This window comes from Arthrobacter sp. MDT1-48-3 (assembly GCF_054511015.1).
This window is the reverse complement of the sequence record NZ_JBTNDL010000006.1, coordinates 81,128-106,728: the sequence shown is the minus strand read 5'-3', so window position 1 is coordinate 106,728 and position 25,601 is coordinate 81,128. Positions and strand designations below refer to the sequence as shown.

Here is a 25,601-nt window from a genome sequence, read left to right as displayed (position 1 = left end):
CACGCGGTCCGCCGTAACGGACGACGATAGGCAATCAGTGCGCGGAAAGACAGCAGTACCGATCATCGTGGCAGGGCTCCTGCTGATGCTCCTCGGCATCGGCCAGCGGACCGTGTGGGCTCCCGCCGAGACCGTGACCGCGAGTCTCGCGCAGGACACCCAGGCGGCACCCGTGACGGTGATCGAGTCCGGCGCGCGCGGTGGGACGAGCGGACCCGTGGAGGTCACCGTGGAGGCGGACGGCCCGTTCACCCTCGCCGTCGGCCGCGCCTCCGACGTCGAGGCATGGGTGGGGGCGGCCGCCCACCTGAGCGTCACGGACATCAGCGAGGAGACGCTGACCTCGGAGTACTCCGACGGTGAGGCGAGCGTGCCCGATCCCAGTGGCAGCGACCTCTGGGTCAGCGAGGAGCCCGGCGACGGCACGCTGACCTACCGCTGGAGCGAACCGGCGGAAGGCGACTGGTCCATCCTGCTCGCGGCCGACGGCCAGGATCCCGCGCCGAGCCAGGTCTCGGTCACGCGACCCAATGACGAGTCCACGCCCTTCGCCCTGCCGCTGGTCATCGGCGGAGCGCTCGTCACCGTCCTCGGCATCGCGCTCCTGTTCATCGCACCGCGGGGGCGGGGCGACCGCGGGACCGACGCGGCCGAGGGCACCCGGGCCTACGCCCGCAGGCACGCACAGGCCGGCAAGGGGGGCGCGACGGCCACCATGGCCGCGCCCGGTCCCGTCCTGATCGTCACGGGCCTGGTCGGTGCCGGATCGCTCCTGGGCATCGCGCCGGGGATGGCGACGACGACGCCGTCGCCCTCGGTCACCCCGTCCTCCACGTCCACCGCCTCCCCGACCGCGGCTGCCACCGGCGCGCCGTCGGCCGGCAGTGAGGCCAGCGGTCCGCCGGTCGTCGTCGAGAGCCAGCTCGAACGCATCCTCGATGCCGTCGCCTCGACCGTGTCCAACGCCGATGCCGCCGCCGACGCAACACTCCTCGCACCCCGGGTCGCCGGTGCTGCGCTGGACCTGCGCACCGGTTCCTACGCCGTCCGCGCCAAGGACCAGAACGCTGCCGCTCCCGCGCCCGTCGCCGCCGACCCGGTCCTGCTGGACATGATCCCGACCGGCGCCGAATGGCCCCGGACGATCGTCGCGCTGACGCAGGGCGACGACAACGCGGTGCCGCAGGCCCTGCTGCTCGTGCAGGACACGCCCCGCGACAACTACAGGCTGACCTCCGCGGTCCAGATGCTCCCGGGCAGCACCTTCCCGTCGCCGCCGGCGCCGGGCGCGGCCGGCCCGATCCCACTCGACGCGTCCGGGCCACTAGCGGTCGCGCCGCAGGGTGCCGTCGCCTCGATCGCCGACTTCCTCACGACCCCTGCGGGTGCCAATGCCGGCACTTTCGAGGAGAACTCCTTCGCCGAGGCGATCACGGGGTTCCAGGCCGGCGTCGTGGCGGACCCGGGCAACACGGCCGCGAACATCACCTTCACGCACCAGTCCCAGGCGGACCGCACCCAGGCGCTGCTGACGGGCGACGGCGGGGCGATGGTGTTCGGCTACCTCACCCACACCTACTCCAGCGTGCCCAAGGCCGCCGGTGACACGATCGACCTCACAGGCACGGTGTACCAGTCCCTGACCGGCACCGACACCAGCGAGAAGGGGATCGACGTCAACTATGGGGAGGCCGTCATGATGTACGTACCACCCGCAGGCAGCGACGATAAGATCCGGGTCATCGGCGCCGCCCAGCAGTTGCTGTCCGCCACGCTCCGCTGAGCCGAACCGGCAGGAAGCGACCCGGGTCCCACCACCAGCAGTCAGAGAAAGGCAGAGCATTGTCCACACCAGCACAGCGCGGCGGGATGCCGCCGTCGAGCATGAACCTGCGGGGAGCGGTGGACCTGTCCGCGCTCAAGGCACGCGCCGACGCCGCCGCACGCCCTGCAGCGGCGCGACAGGCGTCCGCGGCGCCCAGCCCGTACATCGTCGAGGTGACGGAGCAGACGTTCCCGCAGCTGGTGCAGCTCTCGTCCCAGGTGCCCGTGGTGGTGAACCTCCGGGCCACCTGGAGCGAGCAGTCCAACCAGGTGACGGCCGTCCTCGAAGCCGCGGCCGTGGAGTTCGACGGACGGATCCTCCTGGCCAATGTGGACCTCCAGGCGCAGCCGCAGATCGCCCAGGCGTTCCAGGCGCAGGGTGCTCCCACCGTCGTCGCCGTGGTCAAGGGACAGCCGGTACCCCTGTTCGAGGGGGTCCTGCCCGACCCCCAGATCCGTGCGTACCTCGACGAGCTCATGAAGGTCGCCGAGGCCAATGGCGTGACCGGAACGCTCAACGACGGTTCCCAGCCCGGTCCTGCCGACGCGGAGGAGCCGCCGCTGCCGCCGCTGCACCAGGCGGCCTTCGACGCCATCGAGGCGGGCGACTATCCGGCTGCCGCGGCGGCCTACCGCCGGGCGCTCGCCGAGCAGCCGGCCGACGCCGACGCCAAGGCCGGGCTCGCTCAGGTGGAACTGATGCAGCGCGTCCAGGACCTCGACGCCGCGGACGTGCGGCAGCGCGGGGCCGACGAGCCGGACGCGGTCGACGCCCAGCTCGCCGTCGCCGATCTGGACATCACGGGTGGCCATGTCGAGGACGCGTTCAACCGCATCATCGCCTTCATCGGACGCACCGCAGGCGAGGACAAGGAAGCGGCGCGCAAGCGCCTGCTCGAGCTGTTCGACGTCGTGGGCGTCACCGACCCGCGCGTGACCAAGGCCCGCGCGGCGTTGGCCCGCGCCCTGTTCTAGGCGTCGTCCGGGCCCTGTCCCGATCCACACGTTCCGACCCAGTTCCCGATCCCGAGGATGGCATGACCTCCCCAGCTGCAGCGGCCGGTACCTCCGGCCTCTTCGACCCCATCTCGCTCCGATCCCTCGACCTCGCGCACCGCGGCTGGGTCGCGGCCATGTGCCAGTACTCCTGCAATCCCGCCGTCGCGGCCGGCGTGCCGACCGACTGGCACCTCGTGCACCTCGGCCAGTTCGCGACGGGCGGTGCAGCGCTGATCATCACGGAAGCCGCGGCCGTCAGCCCCGAGGGGATGATCAGCCCCCGCGACGCCGGCATCTACACGCGCGAGCAGGCCGAGGCGTGGCGCCGCATCAACGACTTCATCCACGAGCACAGCGCCATCGGGACGAAGACCGCCGTGCAGCTCGCCCATGCGGGCCGCAAGGCGTCGACATACTGGCCGTTCAGCGGCAGGAACGGCTCGGTGCCGGAATCGGAGGGCGGCTGGCAGACGCTCGCTCCCACCGACGAGGCGTTCGGCAGGTACGCGGCGCCGCGCGCCATGACCGAGCACGATATCGAGAAGGTCGTCCGCGACTTCGGAGCGGCCGCCGCACTCGCCGTCGACGCCGGCTTCGACGCCCTCGAGATCCACGCAGCCCACGGCTACCTGCTGCACCAGTTCCTCTCGCCCCTGGTGAACACCCGGACGGACGGCTGGGGTGGCTCGGAGGAGGCACGTTTCCGGCTGACCCTCGACGTGATCCGCGAGGTCCGCCGCACCGTTCCGGAGACCATGCCACTCCTGCTGCGCATCTCGGCGTCCGACTGGACCGAGGGCGGGCTCGACGGCGCCACCTCCGCACGGCTCGCGAAGCGGGCTGCCGAGGAGGGCGTGGACTTCGTCGACGTCTCGTCCGGTGGCGCGGTACCGTCGGCGTCCATCCCGGTCGGGCCGGGTTACCAGGTAGCCCTCGCGGAGGAGGTGCGCACCTCCGGCGTGCCCACCGGTGCCGTCGGGATGATCAGCGAGCCGGCCCAGGCGGACGAGATCATCAGGAACGCGCGTGCCGACGTCGTCCTGATCGCACGGGCGGCGCTGCGGGATCCGCACTGGTGGATGCGGGCGGCCCACGAGCTCGGCCAGGACCTGGTGCCGGCGCCCCAGTACGAACGCGCGGGATCGTTCTGACGGGCGTGCCTTCTCCTCCTTTGGGATGACGAGAGGCGCGAGGGCGCGTTGCTAGCGTGGAAGCATGAGTTCCCTTGTGCCACCACCGTCCGACGAGAACAATCCCGAGGCGAAGGCCGGCACGGCTGCGTTGAGCATCCGCGGACTGGCCAAGCGCTTCGGCGAGAAGATCGCGGTCAACGGTGTCGATCTCGAGGTGCCGCCGGGTTCGTTCTACGGGCTCGTGGGACCGAACGGTGCCGGCAAGACCACCACCCTGTCGATGGCGACGGGCCTGCTGCGCCCCGACTTCGGGCAGGCCCTCGTCCACGGTGTGGATGTGTGGGCACAGCCCCTCGAGGCCAAGAAGCTGATGGGCATCCTGCCCGACGGCGTGCGGCTCTTCGACCGGTTGACCGGCGAGCAGCTCGTCACCTACGCCGGGTTGCTGCGCGGCATGGACCGCGAGACCGTCATAGAGCGGACAGGGGACCTGCTGCGTGCCCTCGACCTCACCGGTGACGCAGGCACGCTCGTGGTGGACTACTCGGCGGGCATGACGAAGAAGATCGCGCTGGCGTCGGCGCTCATCCACGCCCCGAAACTGCTGGTGCTCGATGAGCCCTTCGAGTCCGTCGATCCCGTCTCGGCGGCGAACATCCGTGACATCCTCGCGGGCTATGTCCGGTCCGGCGGTTCGGTCATCGTCTCGAGTCACGTCATGGACCTCGTGCAGCGCATGTGCGACCACGTCGCCGTCATCGCTGCGGGCACCGTCCTCGCCGCAGGGACGGTGGACGAGGTCCGCGGAGAGGCGACGCTCGAGGAGCGCTTCGTCGAGCTGGTCGGGGGACGCAACACGTCGGAAGGGCTGTCGTGGTTGCGGACCTCCTGAAGCTGAAGCTCCTCCTGCTGCGCAATTCGTTCAAGCGGAGTACTGCGCAGCTGATCGGTGTGATCCTGGGTGGCCTGTACGGCCTGGGCCTGCTGTCCGTCATCGTGGTCGGGCTCGTGCTCCTGGGCACCGCGGACGTCTCCCTCATCCGCACGATCCTCGTGATCGGCGGATCGGCGGCGGTGCTCGGCTGGATCATCATCCCGATCGCAGCGACCGGCATCGACATGACGCTCGATCCGGCGAGGTTCGTGACGTTCGCGATCCCGATGCGGCAACTGCTGGCCGGCCTCGTCCTCGGCGGGCTGCTGGGTATCCCCGGAGTGGTGACGCTCATCGCCGCACTGGCGCAGGTGGCCACCTGGATCCGTTACCCCGCCGCCGCCCTCACCGCGCTGGTCTGTGGCCTTGTGGCCGTCCTGCTGTGCGTCGTCGCGTCGCGCCTCGTGACGACGGCCGTGTCCTCCATGACGGGGTCGCGCCGTTTCAAGGACGTGAACGGCATCGTGGCGTTCATCCCGCTGATCTTCCTCGGACCGATCATCGGGGGAGTGACGGCCGGTTTCCAGAATTCGCCCGGCTTCGCCGCGTCCCTTGCCGACGTCCTCGCCTGGACTCCACTGGGCGTCCTGTGGGCGGCCCCGGCCGATGTCGCCGCGGGGGAGCCCGGGCTCGCCGTCGTACGCTTCCTGATCGGTGCGGCGACCCTGGTGCTGTTCCTGGTGCTGTGGAGCCGCAGCCTCGGTCACGCCCTCGTCACTCCTCCCTACAACGCGGTCACCAAACGAGCGGGTGGCAACCTCGGCTGGCTCGGCCGGTTCCCGTCGACGCCCGCCGGTGCCATCGCTGCCCGGGCCCTGACCTACTGGCTGCGGGACCCGCGGTATTTCGCCTCGCTCATCGTCATCCCGTTCATCGCCGTGTTGCTCTACTTCTCCGGAGGGGCATCGGGCGGCGGGTTCGCCTTCCTCGGACCCATCACCGCGTTCCTGCTGGCCTGGTCCATCTCCGCCGACATCTCGTACGACAACACCGCCTTCAGCCTGCACCTCTCCACCGGGGTGAGCGGACGTGATGACCGTCTGGGCCGGGCGGCGGCCCTGCTGGTCTTCGCGCTGCCCATCACTCTGGTGTTCACGGTGGTGCCGCCGCTCATCACGGGGCGTGCCGAGGACCTGCCGGTCCTGTTCGGCCTGTCGATCGGACTGCTGCTCACGGGGACGGGACTGGCCAGCGTCGTGTCGGCCCGGTACACCTACAACGTGCCACTGCCCGGCGAGAGCGCCTTCAAGACGCCGCCGGGGACGAATTTCACGATGTTCGCCGTGCAGTTCATCGGCTGGTTCGTGATGCTGCTGCTCGCGTTGCCCGAGATCATCCTGGCCATCGTGTACTTCGTCACGGGAGACGCGCTGTTCGGCTGGCTGACCCTGGTCATCGGATCGGTGCTCGGCGTGATCCTGCTCGTCGTAGGGATCCGCTCCGGAGGTCGATGGTACGACCGCAGGGCTCCGGAACTGCTGCTGTCGGTGTCCGCCAACCGGTGAGTGCTGATCGGCCCGGCGGGGTCGAAGCACCTGAGCGGAGTCGGTACGGCTGGCGAGGGTTGCTCCGGACGTCGGAATTTTCACGGATTTGGTCTGTGCATAACCTGTAGCTGCCCGATGGCTCGGGGCTATGCTAGGGCGATTCCGGGTAGGTGACCGACTTCGATGGGGGCGTGCCGTGTTCTCTGTGGGTGCAAGGAGCCGGGAGCGGGGAACGCCGGCGCTGGCGGGAGCGGTCATCGCGGTGATGCTGCTGACGGGATGCCAGGGCGACGGCGATCCTTCAGCCAATCAGACGACTGCGAAGGCGTCATCGCCGGCAGCACCCACCACGGGTGCGCCAACCCCCACAGCTCCGGTGGCCCCAGCGTCGTCGGCCGGTCCTGCTGCCAATGTCCCGGTCCCCGTCAAGCCTGCTCTTGCGGACGAGAACTCGAAGGAGGGCCTGGAGGCCTTCACCAAGTACTGGTTCGAGTTGTTCTCCTATGGCTACGAAACAAATGACTGGGCACCATACGACGAAGTGACCGACCCGGGGTGTCAAACTTGTGCTCAAACTCGCCAAGTCGTTGGGGATTTCTACTCGGACGGCGGTTGGATGACTGGGGGCAATTTCCAGGTTATCGATTTCGAGACTGATTTCCGCCTTAATACATCCGGATCGGTTCAGTCCTTTGTTAACTACCAGCAGACCGACCTCACCTATCATGAAAAATCCGGGATCAAATCTCTCGGTAATTCCCCGGATGCGTCTGTGAACGTAACTTTCTCCATCTTTGAGAATGGCGCTTGGCTAATGCTTGATTTCGGGAGACCGGAGGGAACGTGATGCGACCAAACACTGGTATGCGGCTGTGGGTAGTTGTTCCTGTGCTGATATTGCAGCTCGTCTCTTCATCTTTTGCCTCAGCGCAAAGTGGCGTTCCGTCTGCGTTCGCCGAGGATAATGAGTTTGGAGCTTCTAATTCATCGCCATCGCAAACACCGGCAGGCTCCGCGTCCCTTGGTTCGCGGACAGATCCAATCGTGCCTGCAGTCGGGGCCGCGGCGCTGCCGACAAGTGACGGCATCGATTATGTATACGAGCGAGCCTGCACTGCCTCGGTCGGGAGCGATCTGGACCCCGCAACCTGTCCTACTATGAACGCCCAGTGCGATGCCCGCGACGGCGGCGTCCTCGTCAATTGGATCGAGGTGAACAACAACGTGCAGCCCGCGACCGAGACCCCTACTGGTCGCTCGTCGTGCATGTATCCGGGCGAGGTGCCCGAAGCGCCGATCGCGGGAGCCCCTGCCGCCGAGGAAGCGCCGATCGTGATCACCCTCGAGGAGTTCCAGAAGCGGCCGGTCCTGGCCGCCACGATCATCTCCCAACCCCTGAATTTCGGTCTACGGAACGCCCACTCGAACATCTACGCCGAAGCCCAGGAGCAGGAGTTCACCTTCGAGTTCCAGGACGCGACGATCGTGCTCAAGGCCCGGCCCGTGACGTATCAGTGGGACTACGGGGACGGAACGACAGCGACGACCACGACTCCCGGTGGGCCGGTGGAGGGCGACGCGTTCGACACCAGGACACCGACCAGCCACCAGTACGCGCAGACGGGCGACTTCGATCTCACACTGACCACCTACTTCGCCGGCGATTACTCGGTGGACGGAGGCCCGTTCCAGCCCGTTGCAGGCGAGGCTGCTGTGGTGTCCGCGCCACACCTCATGAGCATCTGGCGTACCAAGGGCCACAGCGTCAGTGAGAACTGCATCGAGAACCCAGCAGGTATCGGCTGCGAAGCGCCCACCCGCTGATTCGGCACGCGGAACGCGCTTCAGATGCACGACCCATGAGCAGGCACATCTCTCCGCGACATCCGCGCTAGAAGGGTGGTGGTTCGGGTTCGCTGGTATACGTGCGGCCTGTCGGTGACGTTGCGGTGAGGGTGCCGGCGTCGGACTGTCGGTAATGCCAGATGCCCTCGCTCTTGAGCATGTGGTGCTTGCGGCAGAGGGGCGAGATTGGTCTGCGTCGTGGTGCCCTGCTGGGACCAGGGTTGGGTGTGGTCGAGTTCGCATCGTGACGCCGCGACGTTGCAGCCCGGGTGCCGACAGGTTCGATCGCGGACACGCAACCACTTCTTGAGGTCCGCGGGCACGGCGTAGGTGGTCCGACCGACACTCAGGACTGCACCCGTCTCGGGGTGCGTGAGCAACCTGGTGAAGGAGGGGGCATGGGCGGCGAGGCGCCGGGCGATGTCCGCGGGGACGGGACCGTATCCTTCGAGGTCTGCAGGTGCGTCGTCGACCCCGAGGAGTGTCAGGACCGGCACGGTGACGTTGATGGAGGCACGGACCCTGTAACCGTCTGCGTGTAGCCGGCACCCGGTACCACCGTCATGACCAAGGCTGGAGCGAGCACCTGCGCCGGTTCCGGCACCTGTGGCCGAATCAGCCCCTGGTCCTGCTCCTGCTCCTGCTCCTGCTCCTGCTGGAATCGTTCCTTCCGCGGCCTCCGTGGTGGGACAGGTGCAGTCGGCGAGGAGGAGGTCGGTGAACACATCGGTGCGGAGCTGGGGCAGGGTGCGGTGTTCGCCGGGTGATTGCAGAGCCCGGGCGGTCGTGGTGAGGCGTGTGTCGATGGCTGCCGCGTCGGTGGCGGGAAGCTGGATGTGGAGCCAGGCCATGGCGTCGTCGGCGGGTTCGAGGTCCACGCGCCGGTGATCGACCGCGTTGCGCGCGCGGGTCTCGAGGGTAGTGGGATGGGCCTGCGTGCGGAGGCGGCGGGCCCGGTAGGACAACCGGGGCACCGTGGTGGCGGATGCCACGGGTAGCAGGGCGTCCTCGATCCGGGCGGCAGTGCCGGCGGGCAGTCCGGCGTACTCGTGGAGGAGCGTGGTGGCGTGTGCCCAGGTGATCGTGCCGGTGCGCAATGCCGTCAGTGTCCTCGGGTGATGCTGGGCGAGGAGTGCCGCGTGCTGGACGAGGCGGTGGGCGGACCGTTCGCTGATGCGCAGCAGGCATGCGATCTCGGTCGCGGTTGCCGTATCGGCGAGGTTGGTCCGCCGTCGTCGTGAATTCCCCAGCCCATTCTCCGGGGGTAGCTTCGGGGTAGGAAAATCCTGCAGGAAACGGTCTTCGAGGAGCTCACGCAATTCATTGGCGGCGTCGACCATCTCCGCGTCGATCCGGGCTTTCTCGACGCTCAGTGAGGTGATGCGGTCGTTGATCCGCCCCATGTCCCTCAATTGCTCCGCCGAGTTTCTCATACCGCTATTGTCGCCTCCACCACTGACAATTCGGGGAGGGAATGAACCGGTCGACGGGCTGCCGCACGAAGAATCGGATATGACAGCTGAATTGTTTCCGCGGCCGTCGACGGCGCGTCATCCCTCGCGCCCCTGCCTGTCGCCCGGCCGAGCGATAGACTGGACGCATGACGATGCCTGCAGACCCCTTCGCAAACGATCCCCTCGACGCCGGCATGGGCGGCTCCACGGCGACCATCGAACGTGAGGAAGTACGCCAGGAAGTCGAGCCCGGTGACGCAGAGCGGTTCGCGCACTACGTCCGCAAGGAGAAGATCATGGAGTCGGCCTTCACCGGCGAGCCAGTGATCGCACTCTGCGGCAAGGTGTGGACCCCGGGCCGTGACCCTGAGAAGTTCCCCGTGTGCCCCGAGTGCAAGGAGATCTACAACGGCCTCCGCCCGGGGAACGACAAGCCCGAGGGCTGAACAGGTTCCACCCAGCGCTTCCGGGAGGAAGCGTCGGCCGGGGCGTGCCCGCAGCGAGGAGCGCCCACGGTCGTCACGGCCGGCCTGAGGACGGCGGGTCCCAGGACCGAAGCGACACCGGCCTGACCGAAGACGCACACGGAAACGCACCCGGAAACGCACCCGGAAACGCACCCGAGCCTGACCCGAAATTCGAGTCCGAAATTCGAGCCCAGAATTCGAGCCCGGACATTCACCCGAGCCCGGACACGCAGCGGCGCCCGACCCGGAATTCGAGCCCGGAACTGGAGCCCGGAATTCGAGCCCGGACACGCAGCCGCGCCCGACCCGGAACTCGAGCCCGGACACGCACCCGAGCCCGACCCGGAACTCGAGCCAGGACCCGAGCTCCTCAACGCGCACGGACCCGAACACAGTCCGGCGACACACACGCACCCGAACACGAACCCGGACACGAACCCGAACAAGCAGGACAAGGTGGCATGAAGAAGACCGCGAGCCAGGCCGCCGGAGCGATGTCGCCCGAGCTCCGCCCCCTCACCATCGGGATCCTCGCGATCATCACCTGCGCCGCGTTCGAGGCGATGGCGGTCATCACCGCCATGCCCGTGGTCGCCGATGAACTCTCGGGCGAATCGAGCTACGGGCTGGCCTTCTCGATGTACCTGACGGCGTCGCTGCTGGGCACCGTGGTGGCCGGGTCCTGGTGCGACCGCAAGGGACCGCGGCCGGCCCTCGCCGTCGGGATGTCCCTCATGATTCTCGGGCTGCTCGCAGCAGGAGCCGCCCCGGACTTCTGGCTCGTGACCGTGGGGCGGGCCGTATCCGGCCTCGGCGGCGGATTCATGATCGTGGCGGTCTACGTCGTGATCGGCAGGTCCTTCCCGCAGCGGGCCCAACCTGTCGTGTTCGGCTGGCTGGCAGCCGCGTGGGTGCTGCCGGCACTCATCGGCCCGGTGGTCGCCGGCTTCGTGACGCAGCAGTTCGGGTGGCGGTGGGTGTTCCTCGGAGTCGCCCCGGTGGTGATCGCCGCCGTCGTGATCGTATGGCCCAAGACGAGGGAGCTCGGGGCCATGGCGGCGGCCGATGCCGCTCCGGCGAAGGCGCGGGTGGTTCGTGGTCTCGCGCTGGCCGGCGGGGTGTTCGCCGCGCAGTGGGCGGTCGTCCGGCTCGCCGACACCGATGAGCCTGGAACCGGGACCGTGGTGGGACTCGTGGTCCTGGCGGCCGCCGGGGTGGTCGTCGCGCTCGCGGTCCTGCCCGCGCTCCTGCCCCGGGGCACCCTCGTACTGGCCCGCGGGCTTCCCAGCATCATCGCGACGCGAGGCATCGTCAATGTGGCGTTCTTCGGGACCGAGGCCTTCATCCCCCTGATGCTCGTGAGTTCCCGCGGTATCGACCCGGGAACCGCCGGCCTGACCCTGAGCGCAGGTGCCCTCGGCTGGAGCGCCGGGTCCTTCGTGCAGGCCCGGGTCACGTTCGGCCGTCAGTGGCTGCTCGTCGCCGGTTCCTCCGTGCTGTCCCTCTCGCTCGGGGGGTTCGCCCTCGCCACGGCCACGGAGGCCCCGCTCTGGGTCCTCGTCGTCGTCTGGGGGCTGTCCGGCTTCGCCATGGGGATGACCCTCTCGAGCACCTCGGTCCTGGTGCTGAAACTCTCGGCCGCCACCGAACAGGGACGTAACTCCGCGGCCCTGCAGATCTCCGACCAGCTCGGCGGTGTGGCAGGCACCGCCGGCGCGGGTGCGCTCTTCGCCCTCCTGCACGACCCGGCGGATCCAGGACACGTGCCCACCTTCGTTGCCATTTGGCTCGCTCTGTGGGTGTTCACGGCAGCAGGTATAGTTTCGGGTCTGAGAGGGGCCCGGTCATCGGATGACGGCCCCGGCCTCACCCCCAGCAAGTCAATGGAAGGTACTGTCCCGGCGTGAGTAGTGACACCCTGTTCGGTACCGGCGCAGCCCTGCCTCCCGCATATCCGGAGCGCGCAGCCTGGGGGACCGCCCCCAAGCTGCGCCAGTGGCAGAGCGAAGCGCTGGAGAAGTATTTCCGGGAGTCCCCGAGCGATTTCCTCGCCGTGGCGACCCCGGGCGCCGGCAAGACGACCTTCGCGCTCCGCGTGGCCACCGAGCTCGTCGACCGGGGCATCGTCAACCGCATCACGGTCGTCGCTCCGACCGACCACCTCAAGCGCCAGTGGGCCGACGCCGCGGCGCGGGTCGGTCTCGCGATCGACCCCAACTTCAAGAATGCCGACGGCCGCCACGGTGGCGCGTTCATCGGTGTCGCCGTGACCTACGCGCAGGTCGCCAGCAAGCCGATGCTGCACCGCGCCAAGACGGAGGCGGCCCGCACCCTCGTGATCCTCGACGAGATCCACCACGGCGGTGACGCGCTGTCCTGGGGCGACGGCATCCGGGAGGCCTTCGAGCCCGCGGCCCGACGCCTCGCGCTCACCGGGACGCCGTTCCGGTCCGACACCGCCGCGATCCCCTTCGTCGAATACGCCGAGGACCGCGACGGGATCCGCCGATCGCGCGCCGACTACACCTACGGCTACGGCCAGGCGCTCCGGGACCACGTGGTCCGGCCCGTCATGTTCATGGCCTACTCGGGCCAGATGCGCTGGCGGACGAGCGGCGGCGAGGAGATGGTGGCGTCGCTCGGCGAGGCCGCGGTCACCAAGGACATCACGGCCCAGGCCTGGCGCACGGCGCTGAACCCGGCGGGCGAATGGATCCCCGCCGTCCTCGCGGCCGCCGACAAGCGGCTCACCGAGGTGCGGCGCACCGTGCACGACGCCGGGGGCCTCGTCATCGCGACGGACCACGACGACGCGCGGGCCTACGCCGGCCAGCTGAAGAAGATCACGGGCGAGTCCCCGACGGTCATCCTGTCCGACGACGCCAGGGCCTCCTCCAAGATCGAGGAGTTCTCCGAGGGGGACAAACGCTGGATGGTCGCGGTCCGCATGGTGTCCGAGGGCGTCGACGTCCCGCGACTGGCGGTCGGCGTCTATGCCACCTCGACGGCGACGCCGCTGTTCTTCGCCCAGGCCGTCGGCCGGTACGTCCGTGCACGCCGGCGAGGCGAGACGGCGTCGATCTTCCTGCCCTCGGTGCCGAACCTCATGGCGCTAGCGAATCAGCTCGAACTCGAACGCGACCACGCCCTCGACCGCCCCGAGAAGGACGACGAAGGCTTCGGCCTCGAGGACGGGCTGATGGAGGCCGCGAACCGCGAGGACAAGGCGTCGGATGCCCTGACCAAGCAGAAGTTCGAGGCCCTCGAGTCACAGGCGTCCTTCGACCGCGTCCTGTTCGACGGCGGCGAGTTCGGCACGGGCGGCGAGATGGGCAGCGAGGAGGAGCTCGACTTCCTCGGGATCCCTGGCCTGCTCGACGCCGACCAGGTGGGCCAGCTGCTGCGCCAGCGCCAGCAGGAGCAGCAGTCCCGCCGGAAGGGCAGGCCGACGGCAGCTCCTGCAGCCGAGCCGATCATCGTCGACCACCGGCAGCTCACGGAACTGCGGGGGCAGCTCGCCAAGAACGTCTCCGCCTGGGCGGCCCGGACCGGCATGCCGCACGGCCAGGTCCACACCGAGCTGCGCCGCCAGTGCGGCGGACCCGCCGTGGCGCAGGCCAACGAGGACCAGCTCCAGCGCCGACTGCAGAAGCTGCAGGACTGGTTCATCGGCAAGAAGTGAGACCGTCCCGACGAGAACGAGAACGAGAACGAGAACGAGAACGAGAACGAGAACGAGAACGAGAACGAGAACGAAGGCCGGGCTGGTTGGACCAGCCCGGCCTGTCGCGTCGAGGGCCTAGCGTGCCAGCTCGACGCCGGCGGCTTCCATCTCGTCCAGCGCCTCCTCGGACCGGTCCGCGTGGACGCCCCGCGTGAGGTCCGCCAGGACCGTCACGGAGTAGCCCGCCTGTAGCGCGTCGAGGGCCGTCGCCCGGACGCAGTAGTCGGTCGCGAGGCCCGCGACGACGACGTCGTCGACCTCGTGGTCCTGCAGCCAGTCATCGAGCGTCATGGGTTCGACATCGCTGTCCTCCGCCGCTCCGCCGAGCTTCTGCTCACCCGTCGGCACCTCGTCGTCGGGCGCCTTCACGCCCTCGAAGCCCGAGTAGGCCGCCTCGAACTGTCCCTTGCGGAACACAGCGTCGATGCTCTCGGTGTCGAGATCGCGGTGGAAGTCCGAGCCCTTCGTGTCCGCCACGCAGTGGACGGGCCAGGAGTCGACGAAGTCCGGGGTCTCCGAGAAATGGCTCCCCGGATCGATGTGCCAGTCCTGCGTGGCGACGATGTAGTCGTAGGAGCCGGCCTGCTCGTCGATGTGGTCGCTGATGTCGGCCGCCACCTGCGCACCGCCGGCGACGGCGAGCGAGCCGCCCTCGCAGAAGTCGTTCTGCACGTCCACGATGATCAGTGCGCGTGTCATGGTGCTGCCTCCTCGTACTCGGTGGGGATGACCGGTTCGCCGCGCTGCAGGCGCCGGACGGCTCCGGGAAGTTCGGCGAGCGACTGCTGGTGGCGCTCGGCGGCGCGGACCACGGCCTCGGGTCCGGTCCAGCCGGGCAGAAGGACGCCGTCGGCCACGAACTGCTGGGTGAGCGGGCGATCGTTGCCGTCGTCGGCCGGGCTGATCCCGATGCCCACCATTTCGGCCTGCGCCGTGCCGTGCCCGTCGAGGCGCCGCAGCGCGCGCTTCAGCCCGCCCACGGAGGCCTTGTTCTTGGCGGCCTTGGCCACGGACACGAAGGTGCCGTCGTCGTCCTCCCGGCTCACGAGCTTGTAGACCATGCCGGCGGTCGGCGCACCCGACCCGGTGACCAGGGACGTGCCGACCCCGTAGGAGTCGACCGGCGCCGAGGCGAGGAGGCCGATCGCGAACTCGTCCAGGTCGGACGTCACCACGATCTTGGTGTTGTGGTTGCCGAGGTCGTCGAGCAGTTCACGGACCCAGCGGGCCTGGGCGACGAGGTCGCCGGAGTCGAGGCGGACGGCGCCGAGCTCCGGACCTGCCACCTCGACGGCGGTCCGCACGCCCTGTTCGACGTCGTAGGTGTCCACGAGGAGCGAGGTACCGCGACCGAGCGAGGCGACCTGCGCCTCGAACGCGGCACGCTCGGAATCGTGCAGCAGCGTGAAGGAGTGCGCCGCCGTGCCGACCGTGGGGAGGCCGTAGCGGCGCCCCGCCTCGAGATTGGACGTGCTGGCGAAGCCGCCGATGATCGCGGAACGCGCGCAGGCCACGGCTGCCTCCTCGTGCGTGCGCCGCGAGCCCATCTCGATGCAGGGCCGGCCCGCTGCCGCACCCGTCATGCGGGACGCCGCCGACGCGATGGCGCTGTCGTGGTTGAGGATCGAGAGGATGAGCGTCTCGAGGATGCACGCCTCGGCGAACGTCGACTCCACGGTCAGGATCGGGGAGTTCGGGAAGTACGCCTCGCCCTCCGCGTAGCCCGAGATCGAGCCCGAGAACCGGAAGCCGGCCAGCCAGGCGAGCGTGGTGTCGTCGACGATCCGGTGATCGCTCAGGAACGCGAGCTGCGCGTCGTCGAAACGGAACGTGGCCAGTTCCTCGAGCAGGCGTCCGGTCCCGGCGACGACGCCGTACCGCCGGCCCGCGGGGAGTCGGCGGGCGAAGGCCTCGAACACCGAGCGGCGGTGCGCCGCCCCGGAGTGCAGCGAGGCCTGCAGCATCGTGAGTTCGTACTGGTCGGTGAAGAGCGCGCTGTTCGCCGCGTTCACCGCCGCAGGCGGCGGACCGGCGTCGGCCGGAGGATCTGTGGTCAGGGCTTTGGTCACCCACAGAACGATAGCCGGGCGTCCGCCGTGAGAGTACCCGGCCACCGGGCCCGGGTCATCGCACCTAGAATGAGGGATATGACCGTAGGCTTTGCAACCGGCACCGACACCCAGGAAGAGGTGCGGACGGCCGAGAAGACCGACCTGGACCAGCCCTGGGTGGTGGTGGTCTGGAACGACCCCGTGAACCTCATGAGCTATGTGAGCTTCGTCTTCCAGACCTACTTCGGGTACAGCGAGGCCAAGGCGCGCACGCTCATGCTGGAGGTCCACGAGCAGGGCCGTTCCGCCGTCGTCTCCGGCAGCCGGGAGAAGGTGGAGCAGGACACCGTCGCGCTCCACTCGTACGGACTGTGGGCGACCTTCGAAAAAGCCGGAAGCGAGTAGGCCCCTTGGCGAAACCGTTCAAATCGACGCGCCGCGGCATCACCGGTGCGCTGGAACCGGGTGAGGCGCGGCTCCTGGGCGCCCTGCTCGACGACGTCATCTCGATGCTGGAACCCGAGACGGGCCCCAGCGAGGACCCCCTGGCCGCCCTCGTGGGCATGTCCGGGGCGGACGCCGAGGCGACCGCACCCGACGATTCGGCCGTCCGGCGCCTACTGCCCGACGCCGTGCGCGGCGACGACGACGAAGCGCTCGCCTTCCGGCGGTTGACCGAGCGGTCCCTGCGCGAGCAGAAGATCGGCGCGCTGCGCGGCACGGCGCTCCTGATCGAGTCGAGTCCCATGACGCTCAACGACGAGCAGGCCCGCCTCTTCGCGCAGGCACTCAACGACGTCCGCCTGGTCCTCGCCGACCGGCTCGCCATCGAGACGGAGGAGGACGCCGAGCGACTCCACGACATCGCCGACTCGAAGGACGTCGACAACGTCGAGTCCTATCTCGCGCTGGTATACAACTTCATCACCTGGCTGCAGGAGTCACTGGTGCAGGCGATGCTGAAGGCCGCCCGGCTCGAGCGCTGACCCGCCCGGGCCCGCCGGGGAGGCCTGTGACATACCCCACGGGTCGGCGGATAGTTTTCGGGGGCAGCACGTCATATTCTCAGAGGATCATGAGCCCAGAGCGAGCGAACACGGACCGCAGCGAAGCGCCGATCGGCATCTTCGACTCCGGCGTCGGCGGACTGACGGTCGCACGAGCCGTCATCGACCAGTTGCCCCACGAATCGATCATGTACGTCGGCGACACCGCGAACGGCCCCTACGGACCGCTGCCGATCGCCCGGGTACGCGCCCACGCCCTCGGGGTGATGGACGAACTGGTGGACTCGGGCGTCAAGCTCCTCGTCATCGCCTGCAACTCGGCCTCGGCGGCCGTGCTCCGCGATGCGCGCGAGCGCTACACGGCCCGCTACGGCATCCCGGTGATCGAGGTCATCCAGCCCGCCGTCCGCAGGGCCGTCGCCGCCACCCGCTCGGGTCGCATCGGCGTCATCGGCACGACGGCGACCGTCGGATCGCGCGCCTACGACGACACGTTCGCGGCCGCCCCGCATCTCGAGGTGACCTCCGTGGCGTGTCCGGCGTTCGTCGAGTTCGTCGAGGCTGGCATCACCGGCGGTCCGGCCCTGCTGCGGACGGCCGAGGAGTACCTCGAGCCGCTCAAGGACGCGGGCGTCGACACCGTCGTGCTCGGCTGCACCCACTATCCGCTGCTCACCGGCGTCATCTCCTACGTCATGGGCGACGCCGTCACCCTCGTCTCCAGCGCGGAGGAGACGGCCAAGGACGTCTACCGTGCGCTGGTCTCGCACGACCTCGAGCGGGACAGCGTGGATCCCGCCGTGCACCGCTTCATCGCGACGGGCGACGCCGGGAGCTTCGAGGTGCTGGCGCGCCGGTTCCTCGGCCCCGAGGTGCTGAGCGTGCAGCACGTGGACCACGTCGCAGCACAGTACCCGACCGGCAGCCTCGCCCGGATCACCCCCGAGATGATCGCCGCCGCCGGCTTCCCCCGGGCATGAAACTCACCATCGTGGGGTGCAGCGGGTCCTTCCCCGGCCCGCAGTCACCGGCCTCCTGCTATCTCCTCAGCGCGGAGTGGGAGGGCCGCACCTGGCGGATCCTGCTCGACCTCGGCAACGGATCGCTCGGCGCGCTGCAGCGGTACATGGACCTGCGCGAGATCGACGCGGTGTTCCTCTCACACCTCCACCCGGACCACTGCATGGACCTGTGCGGACTCCACGTCGCCGTCCACTGGGATCCGGCGGGCTGGGGCCTGCCCCGCATCCCGGTCTGGGGGCCGGCCGCGACGGCCGATCGGATGGCGAGCGCCTACGGGCTCGAGCTCGACCCGGGCATGCACGAGGACTTCGACTTCCAGCCCTGGCGGGATCGGGACCCGGTGACCGTCGGTCCCTTCACCATCACGCCGTTCCAGGTCCTGCATCCCATCGAGGAGGCGTACGCGCTGCGCGTCGAGGTCGCGGAGACGGACGAGCACGGTGTCCTCCGCCCCCATGTCCTCACCTACTCGGGGGACACCGACGCGTGCGACGGACTGGTGGACGCCGCCCGGGACGCGGACGTCTTCCTCTGCGAGGCCGCGTTCCACGAGGGGCGCGACGACGCCATCACCGGTGTGCACCTGACCGGTAAGCGGGCAGGGGACGTGGCGACCCGCGCGGCCGCCCGACGGCTCCTGCTCACCCACCTGCCCGTGTGGAACGACGCGAACCTGGCCGTCAGCGAGGCCCGCCAGAGCTACGACGGCCACCTCGCCGTCGCGGTCGCCGGGGTGTCCTACACCGTCTGAACCGGCAGGCAGCCGGTCGCCGGTCGACCGTCCACTGCGGCACTGCCAGCGATCTCCCATGTGCTCCCGTCTAGACTGGAAGTCATGACCCCCGCGAATTCCCCCTCCCTGCCTCCCTCCGCCGGCACCGCTGCCCCCGTGCTGCGGGCGGACGGACGGACGCCCGACCAGCTGCGCAACATCAGCATCACCCGCGGCTGGTCGAAGCAGGCCGAGGGGTCCGCGCTGATCGAGTTCGGCAACACGCGCGTGCTCTGCACGGCGTCCCTGACCAGCGGGGTGCCCCGGTGGCTCAAGGGCGAGGGCAAGGGCTGGGTGACGGCGGAGTACGCCATGCTGCCGCGCGCGACCAACACCCGCTCCGACCGCGAGTCCGTCAAGGGCAGGATCGGCGGCCGCACGCACGAGATCTCCCGGCTGATCGGACGCTCCCTGCGCTCGATCATCGACACGAAGGCCCTGGGCGAGAACACGATCGTCCTCGACTGCGACGTCCTGCAGGCCGATGGCGGCACGCGTACGGCGGCGATCACGGGCGCCTACGTGGCGCTCGCCGACGCGATCCGCTACGCGAAGGACAAGAAGCTCATCCCGGCGTCGGCTTCCCCGCTGACGGACACCGTCGCCGCGATCAGCGTCGGGATCATCGACGGCGTCCCCATGCTGGACCTCCCGTACGTCGAGGACGTGCGCGCGGAGACCGACATGAACGTCGTCGTCACCGGATCTGGCACGTTCGTCGAGGTGCAGGGCACCGCGGAGGGCGCCCCCTTCGACCGCGCCGAACTCGACGCGCTGCTCGACCTCGCGCTCCTCGGCACCGCGCAGCTCGCCCGGATCCAGCTCGACACCCTCCGGGACTCCTCCGGTGGCTGACGCACCCCGGCTCGTCCTCGCCACCCGCAACGCCGGCAAGCTGCGGGAACTGCGCGAGCTGCTGCGCGGCCAGGTGCCGGGGCTCGACGTCGACACCCAGGTCGTCGACGCCGCCTCGGCGGGCGCGCCCGACGTCGTCGAGAGCGGTGTGACCTTCGAGGAGAACGCCCTGCTCAAGGCGGAGCAGACCGCGCAGGCCACCGGGCTCATCGCGGTCGCCGACGACTCGGGCCTCGCCGTCGACGTCCTCGGCGGAGCGCCCGGCATCTTATCGGCCCGCTGGGCCGGGCGGCACGGCGACGACGCCGCGAACCTCGAACTCCTCCTGGCGCAGCTCTCCGACATCCCGGCTGACCGCAGGGGAGCGGCGTTCGTCTGCGCGGCGGCCCTCGCACGACCGGGTGCTTCCGGCGGGAGCCGTGCGGAGCGCGGAGAGCTGCGTGGCACCCTCCTGACCGCCCCCCGCGGGGCAGGTGGCTTCGGCTACGATCCGATCCTCGTGCCCGAGGGGCTCCAGCGCACCTGCGCCGAACTAGCGCCGGAGGAGAAGAACGCCATCAGCCACCGCGGCATCGCCTTCCGGGCGCTGCTGCCGCACCTCGTCGACGCCCTGTCCTGAGAGCGCCGGGCAGAACGGCAGCGCAGCACGAACCCGAGTAGACCAACCAGCACCGCACGCCGTCCGTCCAGCAGGACGGACAACGAGAGGGACGAATACCACCGTGAGCATCATCCAGACTGTCCAGGCCGTCCAGGCGACGACGGCGAGCCCCACGTCGGACGGATCGGCCCTCGGCGCAGTGACGGACTGGGCCGTGAACCTCATGGAGACCATCGGCGCGCCCGGCGCCGGGCTCGCCATCGCCCTCGAGAACCTCTTCCCTCCGCTGCCGAGCGAGGTGATCCTGCCCCTCGCCGGGTTCACCGCCAGCCGGGGCAACTTCTCGCTGTTCGAGGCGATCCTGTGGACGACCCTGGGCTCGGTGGTCGGAGCCTACGCGCTGTACGCCCTCGGCGCGTGGCTCGGCCGCGACCGCATGCGCCGCCTGGTCTCCAAGGTCCCGCTCATCGACATCGAGGACGTCGACAGGGTCGAGGACTGGTTCAACCGGCACGGGTACCGGGCCGTGTTCTTCGGCCGGATGATCCCGCTGTTCCGGAGCCTCGTCTCCATCCCGGCGGGCATCGAACGCATGCCCGTCGGCAAGTTCCTCCTGCTCACGACCGCCGGCAGCCTGATCTGGAACTCCCTCTTCGTGCTGGCCGGGTTCTACCTCGGGGAGAACTGGCACATCGTCGAGCAGTACGCGGATGTCTTCCAGAAGATCGTGATCGTCGCCGTCGTGCTGTTCGCCGTGTACTTCGTCGTCTCCAAGGTGCGCAAGCACCGCGCGGACAAGCGCGTGCAGTGACGCCGGCCCCGGGCATGGTCGACGCGGCGGACCCGCTCGTGCAGGTCTGGCCGCTGTTCGGGCTGGAGATCGCCACGCCGCGCCTGGTCCTCACACCGGTCCGGGACGAGCACCTGCCGGGGCTGGTCGACGCCGTCCTCGCCGGGATCCACGATCCCGCCGACATGCCCTTCAGCGTGCCCTGGACGGACGCGCCCCGCGACGTGCTGATCACGGAGACCGCCAAGCACCAGTGGCGCCTGCGGGCGGGCGTCTCGGCAGGGGAGTGGACCGTCAACTTCGCGGTCCTGCACGAGGGCCGCGTGATCGGCGTCCAGGACCTGGCGGCGCGCTCGTTCCCGCTGCTGCGCCGTGTCGAGACAGGATCCTGGCTCACCCGGGCCGCCCACGGCCGGGGATTCGGGACGGAGATGCGCGCCGCCGTGCTCCAGTTCGCCTTCGACCACCTCGGCGCGACGTCGGCCGTGTCGGGAGCGGCCGCGTGGAACGCCGCGTCGCTCGGCGTGTCGCGCCGGCTCGGCTACGTCCCGAACGGGACCGCGCTGGCCGAGGCCAGACGGGGAGAGGTGCAGGTGCTCCAGAACCTGCTGCTCGCGCGGGAGAACTTCGTCCGGCCCGACTGGGTGGCCGAGGTCCGGGGACTGCAGGCCGCGCTGACCCTGCTCATTCCCGGGTCGCTGCGCGGGGCGGCAGGCTGAGTTCCGTCCCCGGCGCGGGCGCCACGGCGGACAGGACCCGGTCGGGCGCAGGTCCTGCGAGCACCCGCGCGAGATCCGACGCCGGCCCGAACAGCCGGGCGTCGAGGCCCAGGGCGAGGGCCGCAGCGACGTTGGCCGGGGTGTCATCCACGAAGGTCACGAGGCCCGGCTCCACCGCCAGTTCCGTGAGCACATGGTCGAAGACGGCCGTCGACGGCTTGACGAGGCGCAGCGACGAACTGAAGAAGCGGTGCCGGAACAGCCGGGTCCAGCGGGCGTCGCCCAGCTGGGCCACCATGGCCGCCGGCATGTTCGACAGCAGGGCGAGGCGCTCGCCCCTGCCGTCCAGGTCCTCGAGGACATCCAGGGTGTCGAGGTTCAGGTGCGACCACTGGTTGCCGTCCAGGACGTCGAGCCAGGCGGAGCGCGCGCTGCCCACGCGCCCGCCCGTGACGAGGGACCAGTAGTCCTCGGAGGTCAGCGCCCCGATGTCGTAGGCGTGGCGGTGCTGCCAGTAGGTCGACGCCTGCCCGTGCAGGCCCTCCACGCCGGTCGCCTCCGCGAGCAGCTCCCAGTCCTGCGGCGTGGGGGCGGTGGAGACCACGTTGCCGTAGTCGAAGAGGTACCACCGGCGGGAGCTGTCGATGCGGGCCATGACTCAGGGTAGGACGCCCAGCCGTCGAGAGGACCCCGCCACCGGTGAACATCGGGTGAACGGGCGGGACGGGCAACGGCGGTAAACTGGCTGCGTGGGAATCGCATTCACGGCCATCGACTTCGAGACTGCGAATGGCTTCCGTGGCTCCCCGTGCGCCGTCGGCCTGACGAAGGTCCGGGACGGCCGGATCGTCGAGGAGGCATCCTGGCTGATGCGCCCGCCGGAAGGCCACGACCACTTCGACTCGCGGAACATCGCCATCCACGGCATCACCTCGGGCATGGTCCAGGACGCCCCCCGCTTCGGCGAGCTGTTCCCCGAGATCGGCGGCTTCATCGGCTCCGACGTGCTGGTGGCGCACAACGCGGCCTTCGACCTCGGCGTCATCCGGTCCGCGCTGGAGGTGTCGGCTCTCGCCGGCCCTGCCTGGGACTACGCGTGCACCGTCGTGCTCTCCCGCAAGAGCTACTCCCTGCCGTCCTACTCGCTGCCGTTCGTCGCCGAAGCGGCGGGGGTCCCGCTGCTCAACCACCACGACGCCGTCGAGGACGCGCGGGCGTGCGCCGGGATCATGATGGACCTCGCCCGGCGGTACGAGGCAGGCACCGTCGAGGACGTCCTCGGGTGCCATGGCCTGCCGCTCTCTCGGGCAGAGGCCTACGCGCCGGGCGTGGACGAGCTGTCGAAGGCCACGCGCACCGCACTGGGTCGCGGCTCGTCGCCGTCGGGCTGGTCCGGCTGGCCGGAGGAGGGCGCGAATCCGCACGCCAATCCCCAGGCCGATCCGCGCCACCCGCTGTACGGACAGACGGTCGTCTTCACCGGGACCCTCGGCATCCCGCGGCCGCAGGCCAAGGAACGGGCAGCCCACCTCGGCGCACAACCGGCGAGCTCCGTCACCCGACGGACCACCGTCCTCGTGGTCGGGGACGGCTTCGTCGCATCCGACCTGCGCAACGGACGCGTGACCGGGAAGGCCCGGCGCGTGCTGGAACTGCACGAGCGGGGCCAGGCCATCGAGGTGCTCTCGGAAGCCGAGTTCCTGCAGATGACCGGCGACCGCTGGCCGGCCGCGAGCCCGGCGGCCGGCTAGAGACGCAGCGGGACGCCGGTGAGTCGGGCCGACAGGTCGATCAGCCGCGACGCGGCATTGCGCTCACGGGCGTGCGGTTCCGCCGGGACGAGGGCCGGCGGTCCCGTGAGCTGGAATCCGCTGCCAGGACCGCAGTAGGCACCGTTCGGGATCCCGGGATCGGCCGTCGCGCGGACGAGGGGCCACGCCCCGGCGTCCTTCCCCTGCGCCACGTGCGCCAGGACGGTCCGCCGCCACCGGGGCGCGTCCTTGCGGGCCGCGACGCCCGGCCGGTCCGGCGTGAGCATCCCGAGTGCGAGGCCGGGATGGGCCACGACGCTCGTCGCCGCGCTCCCTGTCGCATCGAGGCGGCGGGCCAGCTCGAACCCGAAGGCCGTGACCGCCAGCTTCGACGTCGCATACGCGACGGAGCCGCGGTACGACGACGGCTCGAGGAACGACGGCGTGAGGCGTGCCCAGCGGTGGCTGATGCTGCCGAGGTGGACGATCCTGGTCCCGGCGGCGGCCAGCGCGGGGAGGAGCAGGGCGATCAGGGCGTAGTGGCCCAGGTGGTTGGTACCGAACTGGAGCTCGAAGCCGTCCGCCGTCGTGCGCTCCTCGCGGGACCCGACCACCCCGGCGTTGGCCAGCAGGCCGGTCAGGGGCGGGCCGGCCGCTATCGCCGCGGCCGCGTCCCGGACCGATGCCAGGTCCGCGAGGTCGAGGAGCTGGAAGGTGACGTCGGCGCGGGGGTGGACGCCCCGGATGGCGCTGATCGCGCGTCGTGCCCTGTCCTCACTGCGCGATGCCAGCACCACGCTCGCGCCCGCTCCCGCGAGCTGCTCCGAGGCGAAGTAGCCGAGACCGGCGTTGGCGCCCGTGACGAGGAAGCGACGGCCGTCCAGACGGGGGAGGGCGGACGGATCCCAGTCCGAGGCGTCCGAGCCGTCCCGGCCCGTCGTCGGGCCGCTGCCGCCGTCGCGGGTCCGCCGCGGCACTCAGGTGCCTGTCGTCGCGGACAGGAGTGTCCGGGCCATGGAGCGGACGACGGCGGGAACCCCCGGCGAGGTCAGGTAGCCGGCCGGCAGGGCGCGTGTGCCGTGCAGGGCGCCGACGATCCCGCCCGCCAGGGACGCCGCGACCACCGGGGAGGCATCGGGCCTGCCGGCGTGCGCCGCATGCCGGAGGGCCGCGACGAGATGGTCCCGCGGCGACGAGGACTCGTCGGCGCCCTCGACGGCCGCCTGCAGTGCCGCCTCGAACGTGCCGGCCGCCGTCGCTCCGTCGGCTGCCGTGCCGTCCGACCCGGCATCGGAGGTGTCCGCTCCGTCGGCCAGCGCGCGGCCTGCATCGTGCCCGGCGTCCGCTGCGGAACTCCGTTCACCGGTGCGGGCGGTGGTGACCGCATCGTCCAGGGTCGTCCCCTCGATCGCCAGCGAGCGGATCACGGCGCTGAGGAGGCCTGCGGTGGCCCGGGCGGAGTGCGAGCCGTGCGTCAGCGCGGCGGCGTCGAGCGTGAGGCGCTCGACCATGCTGGCGGGGATCCGGGGGACCAGTCCGAACGGGGCCGAGCGCATCAGCGCACCCGGTCCCTGCGCCCGGGGGTTCAGGGGGCGGCCGAACGTCCCCATCTCGCCGGTGAGGAGGGCGCGGACGGTCTCGGCGTCGGGATCGTGGACGGCCACCAGCTCCTCCTGCCGGTCCAGCCACCTCGGCGGAGGAACCGGTGCGTTCGGCGGCAGGTGCTCGCCCTGCCGCGAGAGCCAGCGGAGATAGGCGAGCCACACGCAGGCGGTCTCGTCGGCGGCGACGCCGTCGTTCGCCCACTCCAGTGCCTCCACGAGGGCGTCCACGGTGTAGAGCGTGAGCTGCGTGGCGTCGGAGACGGCCACGGCTCCCGGCTCGTCGAGGGCGGTCGCGGGATCGTCACCCGCCACGGTGAGGACACCGTAGGCGTCCCCGGCCATCGTGCCGAGCAGGCACCCCAGGACCCGATCCTCGTACGTGTCCGGCGTGGTGTCCCCGGGGCCGGGACCGGCGGTGCTGTCAGTCGTCACCCGTCCAGTCTAGGGAGGAGTAGGACGGACCAGAGCCACCGGAGCTCCCAGCAGCCGTGCAGACTAGGATGGAAGGCTTGTCCGCGGCCCGGACCCTCCGGGCCGTCCCACTGCAGCACCGATCGAAGG

At 70.1% G+C, this 25,601-nt stretch carries 25 protein-coding genes; 19 read left to right on the top strand and 6 right to left on the bottom strand.

From position 1 onward, the window contains the following. Positions 1-37: 37 nt before the first annotated feature. The 7 genes from ACX80L_RS13615 to ACX80L_RS13585 all read left to right on the top strand — a co-directional run bounded on the left by ACX80L_RS13615 (position 38) and on the right by ACX80L_RS13585 (position 8,201). Entirely contained in the window at positions 38-1,783 is a 1,746-nt protein-coding gene (locus ACX80L_RS13615) for a hypothetical protein (RefSeq protein ID WP_459290284.1), read from the top strand. 59 nt (positions 1,784-1,842) lie between these two features. Beyond that, a complete protein-coding gene (locus tag ACX80L_RS13610) occupies positions 1,843-2,799 on the top strand; it encodes a tetratricopeptide repeat protein (protein WP_133080830.1) in 957 nt (318 codons plus the stop codon). A 62-nt stretch (positions 2,800-2,861) separates the two neighbouring features. Beyond that, complete coding sequence (locus ACX80L_RS13605; protein WP_459290282.1) at positions 2,862-3,974, top strand: NADH:flavin oxidoreductase/NADH oxidase; 1,113 nt, start codon at positions 2,862-2,864, stop codon at positions 3,972-3,974. Positions 3,975-4,038: 64 nt separating this feature from the next. After that, on the top strand, positions 4,039-4,848 hold the full coding sequence (locus ACX80L_RS13600) for an ABC transporter ATP-binding protein (RefSeq protein ID WP_459290280.1): 810 nt from the start codon (positions 4,039-4,041) through the stop codon (positions 4,846-4,848). Further along, positions 4,830-6,395, top strand: coding sequence for a transporter (locus ACX80L_RS13595; RefSeq protein WP_459290278.1), 1,566 nt, complete (start codon positions 4,830-4,832; stop codon positions 6,393-6,395). Before ACX80L_RS13600 ends, ACX80L_RS13595 begins: the two co-directional genes overlap by 19 nt. A 178-nt stretch (positions 6,396-6,573) precedes the next feature. Then, the gene (locus tag ACX80L_RS13590) at positions 6,574-7,224 is read left to right on the top strand and encodes a DUF6318 family protein (protein WP_208741497.1); all 651 of its coding nucleotides are present in this window, start codon (positions 6,574-6,576) and stop codon (positions 7,222-7,224) included. Between the two features lie 311 nt (positions 7,225-7,535). Further along, the gene (locus tag ACX80L_RS13585; protein WP_208741496.1) at positions 7,536-8,201 is read left to right on the top strand and encodes a PKD domain-containing protein; all 666 of its coding nucleotides are present in this window, start codon (positions 7,536-7,538) and stop codon (positions 8,199-8,201) included. A gap of 20 nt (positions 8,202-8,221) precedes the next feature. Here ACX80L_RS13585 and ACX80L_RS13580 read toward each other — a convergent pair whose 3' ends face one another. Then, on the bottom strand, positions 8,222-9,655 hold the full coding sequence (locus tag ACX80L_RS13580) for an HNH endonuclease (RefSeq protein WP_459290275.1): 1,434 nt from the start codon (positions 9,653-9,655) through the stop codon (positions 8,222-8,224). A 167-nt stretch (positions 9,656-9,822) separates the two neighbouring features. Here ACX80L_RS13580 and ACX80L_RS13575 point away from each other — a divergent pair, with 167 nt between their 5' ends. The 3 genes from ACX80L_RS13575 (at position 9,823) to ACX80L_RS13565 (ending at position 13,825) form a co-directional block, all read left to right on the top strand. Then, positions 9,823-10,122: a DUF3039 domain-containing protein gene (locus ACX80L_RS13575; RefSeq protein WP_208741494.1), complete on the top strand. Its 300-nt coding sequence runs from the start codon at positions 9,823-9,825 to the stop codon at positions 10,120-10,122. Positions 10,123-10,604: 482 nt separating this feature from the next. Continuing rightward, positions 10,605-12,050, top strand: coding sequence for an MFS transporter (locus ACX80L_RS13570; protein ID WP_459290273.1), 1,446 nt, complete (start codon positions 10,605-10,607; stop codon positions 12,048-12,050). Continuing rightward, positions 12,047-13,825: a DEAD/DEAH box helicase gene (locus tag ACX80L_RS13565; protein ID WP_459290271.1), complete on the top strand. Its 1,779-nt coding sequence runs from the start codon at positions 12,047-12,049 to the stop codon at positions 13,823-13,825. Before ACX80L_RS13570 ends, ACX80L_RS13565 begins: the two co-directional genes overlap by 4 nt. A gap of 117 nt (positions 13,826-13,942) precedes the next feature. Here ACX80L_RS13565 and ACX80L_RS13560 read toward each other — a convergent pair whose 3' ends face one another. Continuing rightward, on the bottom strand, positions 13,943-14,566 hold the full coding sequence (locus tag ACX80L_RS13560; RefSeq protein ID WP_459290269.1) for an isochorismatase family protein: 624 nt from the start codon (positions 14,564-14,566) through the stop codon (positions 13,943-13,945). After that, a complete protein-coding gene (locus ACX80L_RS13555) occupies positions 14,563-15,879 on the bottom strand; it encodes a nicotinate phosphoribosyltransferase (protein ID WP_459290362.1) in 1,317 nt (438 codons plus the stop codon). Before ACX80L_RS13555 ends, ACX80L_RS13560 begins: the two co-directional genes overlap by 4 nt. A 135-nt stretch (positions 15,880-16,014) precedes the next feature. On the opposite strand from ACX80L_RS13555, the gene clpS reads away from it, so the two are divergent. The 8 genes from clpS to ACX80L_RS13515 all read left to right on the top strand — a co-directional run bounded on the left by clpS (position 16,015) and on the right by ACX80L_RS13515 (position 21,685). Next, entirely contained in the window at positions 16,015-16,323 is a 309-nt protein-coding gene (clpS, locus tag ACX80L_RS13550; RefSeq protein WP_133080820.1) for an ATP-dependent Clp protease adapter ClpS, read from the top strand. Positions 16,324-16,328: 5 nt separating this feature from the next. Then, positions 16,329-16,904, top strand: coding sequence for a DUF2017 domain-containing protein (locus tag ACX80L_RS13545; RefSeq protein WP_133080819.1), 576 nt, complete (start codon positions 16,329-16,331; stop codon positions 16,902-16,904). Positions 16,905-16,993: 89 nt separating this feature from the next. Further along, positions 16,994-17,905 carry a glutamate racemase gene (gene murI, locus ACX80L_RS13540; RefSeq protein WP_133080818.1) on the top strand — a complete coding sequence of 304 codons (912 nt, stop codon included), beginning with the start codon at positions 16,994-16,996 and terminating at the stop codon, positions 17,903-17,905. After that, positions 17,902-18,699, top strand: coding sequence for an MBL fold metallo-hydrolase (locus ACX80L_RS13535; RefSeq protein ID WP_133080817.1), 798 nt, complete (start codon positions 17,902-17,904; stop codon positions 18,697-18,699). The genes murI and ACX80L_RS13535 overlap by 4 nt, the downstream gene beginning before the upstream one ends. 84 nt (positions 18,700-18,783) lie before the next feature. Continuing rightward, positions 18,784-19,575, top strand: a complete 792-nt coding sequence (rph, locus tag ACX80L_RS13530) for a ribonuclease PH (RefSeq protein ID WP_459290266.1) — start codon at positions 18,784-18,786, stop codon at positions 19,573-19,575. After that, entirely contained in the window at positions 19,568-20,194 is a 627-nt protein-coding gene (rdgB, locus tag ACX80L_RS13525; protein ID WP_459290264.1) for an RdgB/HAM1 family non-canonical purine NTP pyrophosphatase, read from the top strand. Before rph ends, rdgB begins: the two co-directional genes overlap by 8 nt. Positions 20,195-20,306: 112 nt before the next feature. Beyond that, on the top strand, positions 20,307-20,987 hold the full coding sequence (locus ACX80L_RS13520) for a DedA family protein (protein WP_432206156.1): 681 nt from the start codon (positions 20,307-20,309) through the stop codon (positions 20,985-20,987). After that, complete coding sequence (locus ACX80L_RS13515) at positions 20,984-21,685, top strand: GNAT family N-acetyltransferase (protein ID WP_459290262.1); 702 nt, start codon at positions 20,984-20,986, stop codon at positions 21,683-21,685. The genes ACX80L_RS13520 and ACX80L_RS13515 overlap by 4 nt, the downstream gene beginning before the upstream one ends. Here ACX80L_RS13515 and ACX80L_RS13510 read toward each other — a convergent pair. Next, positions 21,651-22,340, bottom strand: coding sequence for an HAD-IA family hydrolase (locus ACX80L_RS13510; protein ID WP_459290260.1), 690 nt, complete (start codon positions 22,338-22,340; stop codon positions 21,651-21,653). The two genes, ACX80L_RS13515 and ACX80L_RS13510, sit on opposite strands and share 35 nt — an antisense overlap. Positions 22,341-22,434: 94 nt before the next feature. Between ACX80L_RS13510 and ACX80L_RS13505 the strand changes: the two genes are divergently transcribed. Then, positions 22,435-23,436: an exonuclease domain-containing protein gene (locus ACX80L_RS13505; protein WP_133080813.1), complete on the top strand. Its 1,002-nt coding sequence runs from the start codon at positions 22,435-22,437 to the stop codon at positions 23,434-23,436. On the opposite strand, the gene ACX80L_RS13500 is transcribed toward ACX80L_RS13505, so the two are convergent. Beyond that, positions 23,433-24,413: an SDR family NAD(P)-dependent oxidoreductase gene (locus tag ACX80L_RS13500; protein WP_459290258.1), complete on the bottom strand. Its 981-nt coding sequence runs from the start codon at positions 24,411-24,413 to the stop codon at positions 23,433-23,435. The two genes, ACX80L_RS13505 and ACX80L_RS13500, sit on opposite strands and share 4 nt — an antisense overlap. After that, entirely contained in the window at positions 24,414-25,472 is a 1,059-nt protein-coding gene (locus ACX80L_RS13495) for an ADP-ribosylglycohydrolase family protein (protein ID WP_459290256.1), read from the bottom strand. Between the last annotated feature and the right edge of the window lie 129 nt (positions 25,473-25,601).

Excerpts from the sequence above, each read along its gene's own strand:
- ACX80L_RS13605 (WP_459290282.1), top strand. The coding sequence starts at position 2,862 with ATGACCTCCCCAGCTGCAGCGGCCGGTACCTCCGGCCTCTTCGACCCC.
- ACX80L_RS13600 (WP_459290280.1), top strand. The coding sequence starts at position 4,039 with ATGAGTTCCCTTGTGCCACCACCGTCCGACGAGAACAATCCCGAGGCG.
- ACX80L_RS13585 (WP_208741496.1), top strand. The coding sequence starts at position 7,536 with ATGAACGCCCAGTGCGATGCCCGCGACGGCGGCGTCCTCGTCAATTGG.
- ACX80L_RS13580 (WP_459290275.1), bottom strand. The coding sequence starts at position 9,655 with ATGAGAAACTCGGCGGAGCAATTGAGGGACATGGGGCGGATCAACGAC.
- ACX80L_RS13575 (WP_208741494.1), top strand. The coding sequence starts at position 9,823 with ATGACGATGCCTGCAGACCCCTTCGCAAACGATCCCCTCGACGCCGGC.
- ACX80L_RS13570 (WP_459290273.1), top strand. The coding sequence starts at position 10,605 with ATGAAGAAGACCGCGAGCCAGGCCGCCGGAGCGATGTCGCCCGAGCTC.
- ACX80L_RS13560 (WP_459290269.1), bottom strand. The coding sequence starts at position 14,566 with ATGACACGCGCACTGATCATCGTGGACGTGCAGAACGACTTCTGCGAG.
- clpS (WP_133080820.1), top strand. The coding sequence starts at position 16,015 with ATGACCGTAGGCTTTGCAACCGGCACCGACACCCAGGAAGAGGTGCGG.
- murI (WP_133080818.1), top strand. The coding sequence starts at position 16,994 with ATGAGCCCAGAGCGAGCGAACACGGACCGCAGCGAAGCGCCGATCGGC.
- ACX80L_RS13535 (WP_133080817.1), top strand. The coding sequence starts at position 17,902 with ATGAAACTCACCATCGTGGGGTGCAGCGGGTCCTTCCCCGGCCCGCAG.
- rph (WP_459290266.1), top strand. The coding sequence starts at position 18,784 with ATGACCCCCGCGAATTCCCCCTCCCTGCCTCCCTCCGCCGGCACCGCT.
- ACX80L_RS13510 (WP_459290260.1), bottom strand. The coding sequence starts at position 22,340 with ATGGCCCGCATCGACAGCTCCCGCCGGTGGTACCTCTTCGACTACGGC.